Raw genomic sequence first — 14,157 nt, forward strand, 5'->3', positions numbered from 1 at the left:
TCATAACTTTTTTCGGATATTACCACCTATTGCGGATTAAGTTTTAACTTTCTGTGTTATGGGTTACACTATAGTAGTTATTCTAACTCCTCTTCAACTTAAGCACTATTTGTATTTGTGCAATCAAGATAAAAACCTTGTCCCACAGCTAATATTTTTTTACAAAAAAAATATATCCATTGAGGCTTTTAGCAATATTGAAATATTAAAGAATGCTACAATTATAGGTTTAGACCATAAACAAATTCTATTTAATAGAATAATAAAACATAAGTTTAAAGAGCTTAAAAGAATTAAAAACCTATTGGTTTCCTTTAAAACTCAAATAGATAAATCCATACCTAAGAATCGGCAGATAAATTTGGTAATAGGTTCGGAAAAAGACCTGTTTACACAAGTGCTAATTTCCGCAGTCTACAACCAAAACCAACTTGAACAATTAATAGCGCTGGAAGAGGGCTCTGCATACTATCGAAGGATGACTGCAAAAGATTTCATATTCAAATTTCTCTACAAATTATTAACCCCAGTAATTATCGGATTCAAATACCACTATTTTTCCACCCTTGGGTCACACACATTAATTAATAAATCTTATGTTCGTTTTCCTGATTTAATACCTAATAAAAGTGATAAAATAGATTATTTAAAATTGGAAATTCCGGTAGAGTTCGCTGACCTAAATAAAATTAAAAAATCAAGGAAAATTCTTTTTTTGACGGCACCTTTCAGTGAAAAGGGAAAAAATTCTATTCAAAGAGATGTCGATATTGTAAAATGGGTTGAAGAGGCTGCAAGAAAATTTGAATATGAACTCTACCTAAAGCCACACCCTAGGGAACAAGCCAATAAGTATGAAGGAGTATTTAGTAATGGAAAAATTATTGAAAAGCACATTGCAGCTGAGTCATTAGAGTTAGATGATTTCCATGCAATCATTCACTTTGGCAGCTCACTAATCTTTAACCTAAAACAAATCAACTATCCCTTTAAAAAGGTAATAACTTTCAACAATCTTCTTGACTCATTAAATTTAGGAAATGCTCTAAAGGAGTCTATAATTGTTGACTTAAACTGTACTCAAAAAGACATAGATCGTTCTTTTCAAAAACTGGTTGAGAATCAAATAATCTAAAGATTGCAAATACATTATTTACTAAAATTCAAACTGAGCCATATCCTTGACATTTGACTTAGAAGAATTAAAATTTATTCTTTCTCAAGAGTAGTATCTATTACTTATATTGCCTATTTCTTGATTGAACGACTACCAAACAAATTGAGATTAGCAAGTTTTTTTTGAATTAGCTGAAACGATAATAACGAAGTAAATACTAAAATGACAAGTTTAAATAAATTCAAATCGCTACTCATAAAGCACTCTGCGATTTTTTGGCTATTAGGTTTATATATTGTCAATATTTATGCACTTTTTATCTTGTCATTAGCTTCGTTCAAAAAAAGTATTCTGAAAGACAAGCTAATAGTCGCTTTGATTATCTTTCTGTTAATTCAAGTTATCTCTTTAATAATAGCCCCTGCCTTTCATGACTACTATACCCTTTCCAGAGTATTTGCAATGGTTCATAACATAGCTGTGTATTCATTTATTTTTGCAGGCTACAATCTTGCAAAACAAGCCAATCAAAATTTTAAAAATGCATTCCCTAAATTTTTAATGTCATTCATTTTACTTGTTTTAATAGGCTTTTTTGTTTCGTCATATTTGCGACATGAGTTAAGCTATGATGGCCTCCTGTCCTTCATTTCAAAAAATAAATATACTACTGTTTCCTTTAACAGAATGGGCTGGACTTGGTTAGGCACTTCTCCAAGAAGTGAAGTCTTTGGAATCTATTCAAACTCTACGGCCTTACTATTATTTTTAACTTATGTCATGTCAGCTTTCTACACAAAAGTAAGAAAAAGAACTTCCATTTTAGTTTTAATATGTCTATTCACCATTGGTTCCAGATCCATGCTATTTTTTGGAGTGATTGCTGTGCTAATTTATCATATCAAATCTAAGAACCTATATCTTTTAGCTGTGTTCATGTTACCATTTTTTGTTTTAGCCCTCACTACTTTACTTCCCATCCTTTCGGAAATGAGACAAGGTTCTAATGATATGAGAATGGCAATCTATTCTGAATCAATCAGATTGACACTTGATACAAATTTCATATTCGGCTTGGGAGTCAAACCCATACTTCCAGATATAATGAGTTTTTCATATCCTGTTGGTTCACACTCAACATTACTAGGTTATTTTGTAAAGAATGGAATTCTTGGCGGTGCATTAGCTCTTACTCTTTACATAAGTGCTTTGTACTACTCAATAAAGTATTATGTTAATACCTTTTTCGTTAGTGTTTATAAATATAAACACAGAGATTTTTTCCTGGTATCATCATTCTTATTTTTGCTTATAATTTCATTAGGTGAAGACTTGGATTCGTATGAGCCTATAATGCTTTTTGTGGGAATTTTACTCTTCCATTTTAAAAAAGCTCTTTTTTGTCATAAAAAATACTTTGTTAAACACTACAAGTAATAAGAATATAGTAACATAGAATAGAAGAGGGTACCATTCAAAACCTAATATACCAAGCTTTACATCAATTCTTGGCTTTATACCAGGTATAGATGCATTAGTCAACTTAAATGATGAGTCAGTTTCTTGGATCTTACATCCAACAAAGCTATAATCAAAGACTTCGATTCCATTGTATAAAAACATATTTTCCTTCAAAAGAGTAACTGTATCTTTGGAGTACATGAAAGGAAACTCAATGGATATCATTGAAATACTCTTCGAATAGTTTTCTTCAGTAAAAACAAAACTTGCTTTCATTTTTTGCATCAATTCATATTGATAAGGAAGCTCGCCATCATGAAATTTCCCATTTACAAAATACACCATAAATCCTATTGACCTTGAGCCCAAGGCATTCATTGTAAATGTATTAGAAAAATAATTTTCCTCTGTCTTATTAAAAAACTCATACCTGTTTACTTGACCCTTAAAAAAGATATAGTTGCCTTTATGCCTAGTAAACTCAACTTGAAATATATTTTTATGATTATTTAAAATCATATGTGGTTTTAATTCTAGAAACTTGTCGATCTGTTCTGGAGTTTCTAGTCTGATAATTTTATTAGGCCAAATAAAATTAATTGATTTAATCTGAATTTGTTTCTTATTTGTAATATCCATACTTATAGTATGAGCTATCTCACTTATCAGATATTTATACTGATGAAAACCAGAAGTTGAATCACTTTTAACTACCTCTGGGATAAGTTCTCTAATTCGCTCTCTTCTTCCACTTATTTCAAATAATTTACATTGAATTGAGTCTGCATCCGATTCCATAACAATGCTAAATTGACCCAGTGCTTGATTCATAGTACCAAACATGATAATCACTAAGAGCGAAAAACTGAATTTAGTTTTGAAAAAAAATGTCATTTTACTTTCTAAAATAATCGTAAGTAAATACTATTATGGCTTTTGGATATAAGATTAAATATCTTGAAATCAATTTTGGTTCCTTATATACTCTATATAGCCATCGCAAATTCAAATCATTGATTATAGAAGGGTAATAATTAAGATTAGTTGCAATTTGTGAGATAAATGCTCCACAGGTGATCCCTATACCTTTCCAACCTTCATTTTTTATTCCCAAAATAACCTCTTCTTGCTTTGGTGTCCCCATACCAACGAATATATAATTTGGATTGAGTTTGGCAATTTTCTTCATTTCCAATTGAGTATCTTCTTTGGAAAGATATCCATTTTGATGACCAACAATAGAAATGTTTGGATATTGTTCTTTGATATTATCAATCGCCAAGTTCAAGGCAATTTCATCTGCTCCCCATATAAATATTGAATTTTTGTTCTTATCAATTTTCAAAAAAACTTCTTTGAAATAAGATGAGAAATCTGGAGAAATTCGAGGCGTTTTTTTTTTATAAAATAATAATAATAGTAACCTGAAAATGATCCCATCTGAAGTGATAAAATCAAATTTTTTAAATAACTCAGGTTGCCTTCTGAAATGTAAATATGAATAATTGTTTATATAGGTGATAAGTAAAGGTTTCCCCTCATTCAGTTCATTTATAAAATTAGTTTTACTTTGTGGAAATTTTTCAATTATGTCTCTTTCCATCTCTAAATTGCATTTTATACTTCACAAATATATATTTTAAAGATGCTCTTTAATCACGAAACGACAATAATTAATATTCCTCTCAAATATAAAGTAGGTCATAAATGTGAAATATCCTATCGAGTGCAGTTAGTGATGCATTTCACGAAATTACCTCACCTTTTCTCTCTAACCACTATGTGTATATGTTTTGCAATTTATTCGATGGACTTGCGGATATCTAGGCACTAATAATTTTACTCTTATACTTGTTGTCGATATCATCTATTTTGATATTCAATTAATTGGTTGCTACTATAAATCAGTAGCAACCAATTATCAGCTTTCCCAAGTCATGAGATAATTATTAAACTTTTATAATGATTTTGATCTTGGAGTTCATCTCATTCTCAAAGAATTTGAATAACTCTTTTATAAAGATAAATTTCTAGGAGCCTTATGGTGGATGACTATAAAGACGAATTAACATGCCCTTGACATAACTTAAGGCCCATATTAATTAGTTCTATTATATTTGAGCTTATAATTCAAGACTGACAAAAAGGATGCTTTTTAACTCAATTGACTTTGCAATTTTCTTACCTATAGTTTTTGCATTCTACTGGTTTGTGGTAAATAGAAATTTGAAGCTGCAAAATGTTTTAATTGTTGCAGCAAGTTATATATTCTATGGATGGTGGGATTGGAGGTTTCTATCATTGATACTCTTTAGTACAGTTATCGACTACTCAATTGGACGTCTCCTCAGAACCCAAGAAAATATAACTAAAAGGAAAGCCTTACTTTGGACAAGTATATTGGTTAATCTTGGATTTTTAGCTTTTTTCAAGTACTACAATTTCTTCCTTGATAATTTCATTACAGCTTTCTCATTATTCGGAACCCCAATAAATGCACAAGGTTTAAATATTATTTTACCCGTAGGTATAAGCTTTTATACATTTCAAACACTTAGCTATACAATTGACGTATACAAAAAGAGGCTGGAACCAACAAAGGATTTCATTGCATTTACTGCATTTGTAAGCTTCTTTCCTCAATTAGTAGCTGGGCCAATTGAGAGAGCAACTAACTTATTACCACAATTCAATAAAAAAAGAGTTTTTGAATATAACAAAGCTGTAGATGGATTAAGACAAATCTTATGGGGCCTATTCAAAAAAATTGTGATTGCGGATAATTCAGCACAAATAGCTAATGAAATATTTAATAATTCGGATGACTTTCCTGGAAGCACTTTAGTGTTGGGTGCTATTTTTTTTACGTTTCAAATTTATGGTGACTTCTCAGGTTACTCTGATATTGCAATTGGAACTTCAAGGCTATTTGGTTTTAACTTGAAACAGAATTTTGCTTTTCCATATTTCTCAAGGGACATTGCCGAGTTCTGGAGAAGGTGGCATATTTCATTATCAACCTGGTTTCGAGACTATTTATATATCCCATTAGGAGGAAGTAGAGGCGGTACTTGGGTGAAGGTTAGAAATACATTTGCAATATTTATTATTAGTGGATTTTGGCACGGTGCAAATTGGACTTTTATAGTTTGGGGCACCTTGAATGCTTTATATTTTCTTCCATTACTTCTACTCAACAAGAATAGGATGAACACTAATACAGTTGCACAGGGGAAATTACTACCCTCATTTAAAGAATTCTATCAAATAGTACTTACATTTAGCACAATAATTTTGACATGGATATTTTTCAGGGCTGAAAATATTGATCATGCATTAAATTATTTGTCAAGAATTTTTTCGAAATCCTTATTTTCATTCCCGAACTTTCAATTAATGGAATTGGCATTTTATACACTGTTTATGATTTCAATATTTATGGTCATTGAGTGGCTAGGTCGTAATAAACAATATGCACTCGAGAATTCGAGTAATATTAAGAGTAACTACTTAAGATACGGTCTTTATTTAGCTATTGTTATTACAATCATGGCTATGGGGAACTTCAATCAAAATGAATTTATATACTTCCAATTTTAATATGAAAAAATTCATTTTCAAAACATCGATATTTTCAGTAACGACACTATTCATTCTTGTTTCAGTAAACTATTTGAGTGACAGCGCTAAAATATTTCATGAAGGATATGAAAAAAAAATTAGCAAAATTATTTTTAGTAATCACAATGCAACAAATATTTCAAACTATGACGAAAGAATTTTACAAAAAGAATTAATAAGTGAGTTAAATAGTAGTCCTGATATTTTGATACTTGGTTCAAGTCGAACAATGCTCATAAATAGTACATATTTTAAAACCAAAAAGGTAATTAACAACAGTGTTACTGGTGCAAGTATTGAGGATCTTATTGCTGTTTATCAAATGTATGTAGCGAAAAATAAATTACCTGAAAAAATTATTTTAGGTATTGACCCATGGCTGTTTAATGTTAATAATGGGCTAACAAGATGGAAATCATTGGAAAAAGAATATTATGGTTTTTCTAATAAAAAATCAGATCTCAAAAAAAGTGTTTTAAATAATAAAGTTAAGCAACTATTTTCATTTTCATATTTCCAGGCATCGTTTGGAAATCTACCAAATCTAATTAATGGAAATTCTGAACCAGTTTCCACAGATGAGATATATAATCAAACTACCACTAAATTAGTTGATGCATCATTATCCTACGGAAAAAAATATAGGGAAGCTTCAATCGACCAAGTGAATAGTAAGGCCAAAAAATATACTTTAGGAAGCATCTATTCCATCGAAAAATTTAATGATATATCCTCTGAAATATTTCAAGAATTTGAAAATTTATGTTTTTCAATATTGCAAAATGATATTGAATTATCTTTTTTTCTCTCTCCATATCATCCAATTGTCTTTGAAAAAATAAATGAAGATTATCAAATTGTATTAGAGGTTGAAAATAAAGTTCTACAATTTGCTAATAAGAAAGGCATAAAATGTTTGGGGTCTTTTAGTCCACAAAAAGCAGAAGTAAATAATTCAGACTTTTATGATGGAATGCACTGTAAAGAAGAGGCCATCAAAAAAATAATGAGAGTACAAACGAACAACAATGATTATAAGCCAATAGGCAATTGGTAGCTCACCTAAATATTGATGCTGTAAGGAATCAATGTGATAGTTTTAATTTGGCACTTTTGATACTCAACTGCTTATACCGACCTTTGATAAAAGAAGGCAAGTATTTTTAATAGAATTGATATTTCAAGGTATAATTTTGGAGTATAAATTACAGAATGTTAGAACTAAAAAATAATATTTAGTAAAAAAACATCTTGGATTAAAATTGAATGTATAACCCTATTCAAATCTTATAAATGCTTAAGCGAGTCTTTTGGGTTGCCCTTTTTACGGGACTGTCACACCTTATTTCAATCATCACAATAAGTTATGTGTTACGTAACCTAGGTGAAGAAACCTCGGGATATTTAGGGGTCATTGACTCAACCATTGTTTTTGTTTCGACTATTATTTCGTTTGGTATTCAACTTGCTGTTAATAGAAATGTAGCAACCAGTGCTAGTTGGAAATCAAATTATAAGCTAGGACAATCATCAAGATTAATGCTAAGTTTTTTTGTACTGGCATTTGGTGTTGTCGCTTATATATTTGAAGGGAATATTAATTTATTAATCTATTGTTATGCCCCTTTAATAGCTCTAAATGGGGATTATGCTCTGTATGGAAATGGGAAACCCATTATTGCAGCTAGCTTAAGTTTTTTACGAGTTGCTTTGCCCAATCTAGGTATTATTGTTAGCGGGCATTACTTTGGCCCAGATGTTCTTCCTATATACATCTTACTCTTGGCATTGGGGACACTCGCAACTGGTTTTATTGCTGCTTATTTTAATGGAGTCAGTTATTTTTATATGCCAAGAAAACATTTCTTGAAATTTTATTTTAAATATTCAAAGATCGGAGTATATCAAGTGGTAGGTGTGCTATTAGTTCCAAGCATTTTAGTAGTGGCGAATTGGTTTTACTCCATCGCAATTATTGGGTTAATCAATGGACTCCTTAAATTGTTAATTGTTTACAAAGGGGGTCTTAGAATAATAGTTCAAACGTTTTTTAAAGAAATCAAAGAAGAGCGTACGGATCTTAAAATAGATAAAGCTTCCCTCATTGCCTGGGGAGCAATAAGTATCCCAATTATAATCTATTTTAAAACTACCTTATTTTTATTATTCGATCATACCTACGATGACATAGCTTCTATACTTCCATTCATTGGAGGAGTAATGTTTTTAGCAGCATTTAGAAATGCATCAGAAGCAAAAGCTCTTATTCAGAAAAAAGATAACCTCAACTTATATGTTTTTTTGGTAGCCTTGTTAATCGAGATTGTTGTAATTATTCTCTTTTCTTACACCAGTAGTTCTATTTGGGGGATTCCGATTGGATTGTTTATAGCTGAACTTACCATAGTCTTGGGTCTTGGCTTTGGGTTGAATAAGGTTAAATTCTTTACAGAGAGACTTAGATTTATAGGAATGCTTTTACCACCTTTAGTGTTAGCTTTCACAATAAAGTTTTTTTTAGGAGAGTCTTATACCACACTTGGTGCTAGTGTAATCATTTATGGAGTTTGGTCGTTAGTTTTTTTTAGAAAGCTTATTTTTGGTTCTTTAACTAAAATGGATACATAAATCCTAATTAACTTGAAATACAAGCACCTTTTAAGCTCTAGCCCACTTCACCCTATACAAATGGCACTCTTTATTTTGATAGAGCTACTGCTAATATTTGGTGAAACTTTTGCAAAATTCAACCTTTGGGGGCCCTTGCATTTATATGATGCTCTTTTATTAACTGTAGGTATAATTTCTATTATTTATTTTGTTAAACAGCCCAAGAAGTTTTGGGTTTGGCCTGTTTTGATAATTCTAGGCTTTAGTCTCCTTTATGTATGTTACTCTTTTTTTATTATTCATAATCCAACAAATTACATAATTAGGCATTATGCACTATTTGTTTACCTCGGTTTAGGCTGGTTAATTTTTTCTTCATTTATAAGTGACCATTTTCAACCATTCAATATCAGTTTTTTTGTACTTATTGGGGTTGGTAGCGCAGTTGTTCAGCTAATTTATTTATTCTATTTAGCTTTTTTTACCAATGACTTTAGCTTGTTCGGAGATTTTAATTATTACTCTAAAATGACAATTGTGGGCATCATAGTATTTGGTGCTTATATATTGGTTAATGTGCATAATAAGTTATTTAAATGGGTTTTGGCTGTTTTCTATCTTTCATTAAGTGTAACGTTAGGACACTCCTCCGCTTTTTTATCTGTTTTTACAGTTGTCATAACTTATATTATTCTACAATTGCCTTTGAGAATCAAACTTGCTGGTGTTGTGGCTTTAGTACTCTTTTCTATAGTTTTCTTTTTATACTTACCTCAATTTAGCGATCACAATGCCGAGTGGAGACTTGTATTTTGGAAGTATTCTCTTAAAGATATCGTTACTAATTATTATTCAATCCTAGGCCATGGTTTTGGTGTACCATATACAACTCAGGAAACACTAGATGCGCTCAGGGAGAATGTTAATTCCCCTTGGTTTGAAGTAAGACCTGAAGAACAGTATTTATCTCCAATGCATAACAGCTTTATTACAATGGCTTTCCATATAGGGCTTTTACCATCCCTATTACTATTCATTCCATTATTTAAGCCCTTTAAGGAAACAATTTTGGCAAAGAATGAATTACGAAATCCTGCTTCTGATTTTCTTCTATTGAGTTGGGTTGGATTAACAGTATGGGCGAGTTTTAACGTTGTTCTGGAACTACCACACAGTTCACTGTTTTACTGGTTGGTTTACTTTGCACTGATTTATCAATTCAAGAACAAAAACAGTCATCTCGCAGATAGTAAAAATGCCTAATAAAGAAAAAGGACTTTTCTTAATTCACCTACCTCCTCCAGTACATGGTGTAAGTGCAATAAACCAATGGATTGTTGATAGTGAGAAAATCAACCATGCAATTGATATAGATTGCGTCAATCTTGCTACTGCGCGGTCAATTAAAGATATAGGTAAGCAGGGGTTTACCAAGTACCTTACACTTGTTAAAATATACCTCAAAACCCTTTCCAAACTCCTGTCCGGTCGATATGACTTTATGTATATCACACTTTCTCCATTAGGAAGTGCTTTCATTAAAGACAGTATTTTAGTTCTTATAGCTAAATTATTCTCAACCCCTGTATTTATCCATCTTCATGGTAAAGGTATTGCTCCAACTCTCAATGGATCTAGTAAAGTGGTTGAAAAATATTATAATTATGTGTTTAAAACTTGTCATGTCATTCACCTAGCTGACTCATTAGTGGCTGATTTAATACAGATAAAATCATACAAGCGAATTTCTATTCTTAACAACGGTATTCCTATTTTTGAACTTGCTAAAAAGACTAAGTCAAGCAAAGTCAGAATTCTTCATTTATCAAATTTGATTGAAGCAAAAGGTAGCTTTACAATTTTGGAAGCCACAAACGAGCTAATTAAACAGGGTGTGCAAAACTTCCAAATTGACTTTGTAGGGAATTGGGATAGTAAATCCTATGAAGATAAGTTTCGGAACCATGTAAAATCACACAGCTTAGAAAAACATGTGAACATAAGTGGCCCTTTGTATGGTCACAATAAGCAAACAAAATTGTCAGAATCAGACCTTTTTATCTTACCAACCTATTATCCAAATGAATGTTTCCCATTGACAATAATTGAAGCTTTTCAAGCAGGGCTTCCTGTAATTTCAACTTACGAAGGGGCTATTCCAGAAATTATTCAAGACGGGGCAAATGGATTTTTGGTGGAGTCCAAAAACCCATTTGAACTTGCAGCGAAAATGAAACTATTAATTGAATCGGAACCTCTAAGGAAAGAAATGAGTCAAAAGGCTATTCAAGCTTATCATACCAAATACACATTTTCTATTTTTGAAGATAATTTCTTAAGCATAATCAAAAAAGCGACTTCCTAAATGTGCGGCATAGCAGGTTTTTTAAATTTCGATTATAACAACCCCTATTTTGATCAGGTCAACATCATTCAGCAACATCGGGGTCCAGATGCACAGAGTAGTTACCAAAATGAGAACCTAAAATTCTTCCATCAGCGATTATCCATTATTGATATTAGTGATGCTGCCAATCAACCTTTTGAGAAAGATGGATTGGTAATTGTGTTTAATGGTGAAATCTATAATTACAAGCGCTTAAGAAAAGAACTGGCAAATAAAGGTGTATCTTTTACAACCACCTCAGATACAGAAGTTCTGTTAGAACTTTACAGGGCTAAAGGCACTGATTGCCTCAATGACCTTGAAGGTATGTTTGCCTTTGCCATCTTTGAAAAGCGATCTAGAAACCTTTTTCTAGCACGAGATCCGTTCGGAATTAAGCCCTTCTTCTTTTACACCAATGGAAATAAATTTGCTTTTGCTTCAGAACTCAAGACACTCGTTAAAGCTCCTGGAGTTAACAAGACATTAAATCTCAAAAGTCTAACAGCCTCAATAAATTATTTATGGGTACCTGGTAACGACTCCATGTTTTCTTCCATAAAGAAATTACCTGCAGGGCATTACGCCATTGTAAGCTCTAAAGGGGAAATTGAATTACAACAATATTATAACCCCTCAACATTAATACGTTTTTCTAATGAAAGTGAAGCCATTGAAGCAATAGATTTTGCGCTTCAAAATTCAGTTAAAAGACATTTGGAAGCCGATGTGCCAGTTAGCGCATTCTTAAGCGGTGGATTAGACTCTTCACTGTTATCCGTAATGGCAGGTAAACACCAACCGTTGTCTACATATAGCATTGCCATTACTCAAAAAGATAAAAACATTGAACAAATGCCTGATGATGCCAAATATGCAAGACAACTGGCAAAACAGCATGGGTTTGAACATCATGAAATACAAATTGACCCATCCATAACTGATGAATTACCTCACATGGTATATCATCTGGATGAACCTATTGGAGACCCTGCCGCGATAAATACCTACATTATATCAAAAGCAGCTCGGGATAATGGCGTAAAAGTTCTTTTATCTGGAATGGGTGCTGATGAATTGTTTTTTGGCTATCGCAGACAAATGGCAACACTTCTTGCACTCAAGTATCAGAACGTCCCTAAACCCATTAGATCATTAGTGAATACAGTGGCAAATGTGATGCCTGTTAGAATTGGAGACAAAGGAATAAAGCCTGTTCGTTGGGCGCAAAGATTTTTGACCTTTGCTAATTTATCAGCAGCTGATGCATACCAAAGGAGTTACTCATATTATGACTCACATGAATTAAGCAGTCTTTTCACAGAAGATGTTACCAATGAAGCCAATGAAATAATAAATTCACATAGGTTCTTATTTAATGAAGCCTATGAAGACAAAGACTATATCAATAAAATGTGCTTTACGGATATGCATTACTTTATGCAGGGGTTAAACCTGACCTATACTGACAGGGCGTCTATGGCTGCATCTGTAGAAGTACGCGTGCCATTTATTGATAAGGAAGTGGTTGAGTTAGCCTTAGCCATTAAAGGAGAACTAAAGTTTAAAAACAGAACCCAGAAATACCTCCTGAAAAAAGTGGGTGAGCGACATTTGCCCAAAAGTATTATTTATAGACCTAAAGCCTCTTTCGGTGCTCCAATTCGTAGTTGGATGTCAGAATCTTTATCACCAATGGTTCAAGACCTATTAAATTCTGATTCTATTAAGAACCGTGGCATTTTTAACCCTAACTTTGTAGAAAAGTTAATAAGAGAAGATAAAGAAGGAAAAAAAGACAATGCCTATCAAATTTACCAACTACTTACTACTGAATTATGGTTTAAAAATTTTGTTGATATCTAGCCTATTGATCGCTTGTGACCATTCCAAAGTAAGAGATCAATTTAGATCTTCACAGTTAGAAAATCCAAGCCTTACTTTATTAACTGACCAAAAAATACCGGATGGCTGGCATCTCGATAAAAATAAGAATTTCTCTATTGAAAAGAGAAATGTTAACCCCATTGATAAACCGTTTATAAGCTCTCAAAAACCTGGAGAAATTCTTTTCAGCCAATCCGTAACCTTAGATTCCGGAGATTATTTTATAATGGCTAAGTACAATGTAAATGTAACTGAAGGCAGTTTTTTTATCAAAACAAATAAAAATCAAGGAATCGAAATTTTTTCTTCTGAAGAAACCTGTCTTAGAACAGTTTTCACTCTGCCAATAAAAGAAAAAAGAGAAATTAAAATTGAATTTGGTTTTAAAGATGGTTCTATTGGGAGCGCTCTACTGGATACCATTATGATAAGAAAAAGGAGTTACATAATTGCTAAAGAAGACTCCATTGAAAGTAAGGTTGAACTGATTGAGCAAAACCTATCTTTAACTTTGCAAAAGGATGAGACCCTCGATCAAAGTGTAAACACTTTAGCAAAAAGCATCAATGATGCTTTTTTATCAAAGAAGGATACAGTTAGCCACAATCCTATTTTAACTTTCAGTTCATCTATATTTAAGGATGAATATACTAGCTATTTAGCAACATATATAAATGATGAAAAAGTTAGAAATGCATACTGCCAAAAATCCAGTCTGTCATTGGATGAGTTACTTAGGCTTTATCAAATCCCTACGCGACAATTACATTGGCAAAAAGATTGTTCCGGGTTTCACCAATTTCTTGAATACTATAATATGTATGATAATAAATGGAAAATTATTGACCCATACTATGGTGTTAGATACATAGATCACACTGGCAATTATCTTAATTTTGAGGGGGTAGAAAGATTGGTTAGAAATAACAATTTTTCTGATAAAAATATTAAAAAAATCAAAATCGGGCGTTTGTATTATAATGAAAGTGAAATATTAGAAGGTTGGACGAAGGCAGACTTAGCAGTTCATGTATTAAATAAATAATAGAACCAACAAGATTACCCTAATTATAAA

General features: G+C 32.0%; 11 protein-coding genes. 9 read left to right on the top strand and 2 right to left on the bottom strand.

All coding sequences use genetic code 11. The features are described from left to right. Positions 1 to 58: 58 nt before the first annotated feature. Together RIB54_RS22400 and RIB54_RS20415 are read left to right on the top strand one after the other, a co-directional pair. On the top strand, positions 59 to 1,135 hold the full coding sequence (locus tag RIB54_RS22400) for a polysialyltransferase family glycosyltransferase (RefSeq protein ID WP_502879622.1): 1,077 nt from the start codon (positions 59 to 61) through the stop codon (positions 1,133 to 1,135). Positions 1,136 to 1,492: 357 nt separating this feature from the next. Beyond that, entirely contained in the window at positions 1,493 to 2,554 is a 1,062-nt protein-coding gene (locus RIB54_RS20415; protein WP_350102725.1) for an O-antigen ligase family protein, read from the top strand. Here RIB54_RS20415 and RIB54_RS20420 read toward each other — a convergent pair. After that, the gene (locus RIB54_RS20420; protein ID WP_350102727.1) at positions 2,489 to 3,409 is read right to left on the bottom strand and encodes a hypothetical protein; all 921 of its coding nucleotides are present in this window, start codon (positions 3,407 to 3,409) and stop codon (positions 2,489 to 2,491) included. The genes RIB54_RS20415 and RIB54_RS20420 overlap by 66 nt on opposite strands. 64 nt (positions 3,410 to 3,473) lie before the next feature. Then, on the bottom strand, positions 3,474 to 4,181 hold the full coding sequence (locus tag RIB54_RS20425) for a WecB/TagA/CpsF family glycosyltransferase (protein ID WP_350102728.1): 708 nt from the start codon (positions 4,179 to 4,181) through the stop codon (positions 3,474 to 3,476). 545 nt (positions 4,182 to 4,726) lie between these two features. Between RIB54_RS20425 and RIB54_RS20430 the strand changes: the two genes are divergently transcribed. From RIB54_RS20430 to RIB54_RS20460, 7 genes are all read left to right on the top strand, one after another. Continuing rightward, entirely contained in the window at positions 4,727 to 6,178 is a 1,452-nt protein-coding gene (locus tag RIB54_RS20430; RefSeq protein ID WP_350102730.1) for an MBOAT family O-acyltransferase, read from the top strand. A gap of 1 nt (position 6,179) precedes the next feature. Further along, positions 6,180 to 7,256, top strand: a complete 1,077-nt coding sequence (locus RIB54_RS20435) for a hypothetical protein (protein WP_350102731.1) — start codon at positions 6,180 to 6,182, stop codon at positions 7,254 to 7,256. 236 nt (positions 7,257 to 7,492) lie between these two features. Next, positions 7,493 to 8,827, top strand: a complete 1,335-nt coding sequence (locus tag RIB54_RS20440) for a polysaccharide biosynthesis protein (RefSeq protein WP_350102733.1) — start codon at positions 7,493 to 7,495, stop codon at positions 8,825 to 8,827. A gap of 519 nt (positions 8,828 to 9,346) precedes the next feature. Then, positions 9,347 to 10,072: an O-antigen ligase family protein gene (locus RIB54_RS20445; protein WP_350067859.1), complete on the top strand. Its 726-nt coding sequence runs from the start codon at positions 9,347 to 9,349 to the stop codon at positions 10,070 to 10,072. Then, the gene (locus tag RIB54_RS20450; protein WP_350102734.1) at positions 10,065 to 11,174 is read left to right on the top strand and encodes a glycosyltransferase family 4 protein; all 1,110 of its coding nucleotides are present in this window, start codon (positions 10,065 to 10,067) and stop codon (positions 11,172 to 11,174) included. Before RIB54_RS20445 ends, RIB54_RS20450 begins: the two co-directional genes overlap by 8 nt. Continuing rightward, positions 11,175 to 13,061, top strand: a complete 1,887-nt coding sequence (gene asnB, locus RIB54_RS20455; RefSeq protein ID WP_350102736.1) for an asparagine synthase (glutamine-hydrolyzing) — start codon at positions 11,175 to 11,177, stop codon at positions 13,059 to 13,061. After that, positions 13,051 to 14,127 (top strand): hypothetical protein, encoded by a 1,077-nt coding sequence (locus RIB54_RS20460; RefSeq protein ID WP_350102737.1) that lies wholly within the window; start codon positions 13,051 to 13,053, stop codon positions 14,125 to 14,127. Before asnB ends, RIB54_RS20460 begins: the two co-directional genes overlap by 11 nt. The last annotated feature ends 30 nt before the right edge of the window (positions 14,128 to 14,157 follow it).

Origin of the sequence: Fulvivirga sp., assembly GCF_040218215.1 — a bacterium.
Taxonomy (GTDB): Bacteria; Bacteroidota; Bacteroidia; order Cytophagales; family Cyclobacteriaceae; genus Fulvivirga.

Excerpts from the sequence above, each read along its gene's own strand:
- RIB54_RS20425 (WP_350102728.1), bottom strand. The coding sequence starts at position 4,181 with ATGGAAAGAGACATAATTGAAAAATTTCCACAAAGTAAAACTAATTTT.
- RIB54_RS20450 (WP_350102734.1), top strand. The coding sequence starts at position 10,065 with ATGCCTAATAAAGAAAAAGGACTTTTCTTAATTCACCTACCTCCTCCA.
- asnB (WP_350102736.1), top strand. The coding sequence starts at position 11,175 with ATGTGCGGCATAGCAGGTTTTTTAAATTTCGATTATAACAACCCCTAT.
- RIB54_RS20440 (WP_350102733.1), top strand. The coding sequence starts at position 7,493 with ATGCTTAAGCGAGTCTTTTGGGTTGCCCTTTTTACGGGACTGTCACAC.
- RIB54_RS20420 (WP_350102727.1), bottom strand. The coding sequence starts at position 3,409 with ATGAATCAAGCACTGGGTCAATTTAGCATTGTTATGGAATCGGATGCA.
- RIB54_RS22400 (WP_502879622.1), top strand. The coding sequence starts at position 59 with ATGGGTTACACTATAGTAGTTATTCTAACTCCTCTTCAACTTAAGCAC.
- RIB54_RS20435 (WP_350102731.1), top strand. The coding sequence starts at position 6,180 with ATGAAAAAATTCATTTTCAAAACATCGATATTTTCAGTAACGACACTA.
- RIB54_RS20430 (WP_350102730.1), top strand. The coding sequence starts at position 4,727 with ATGCTTTTTAACTCAATTGACTTTGCAATTTTCTTACCTATAGTTTTT.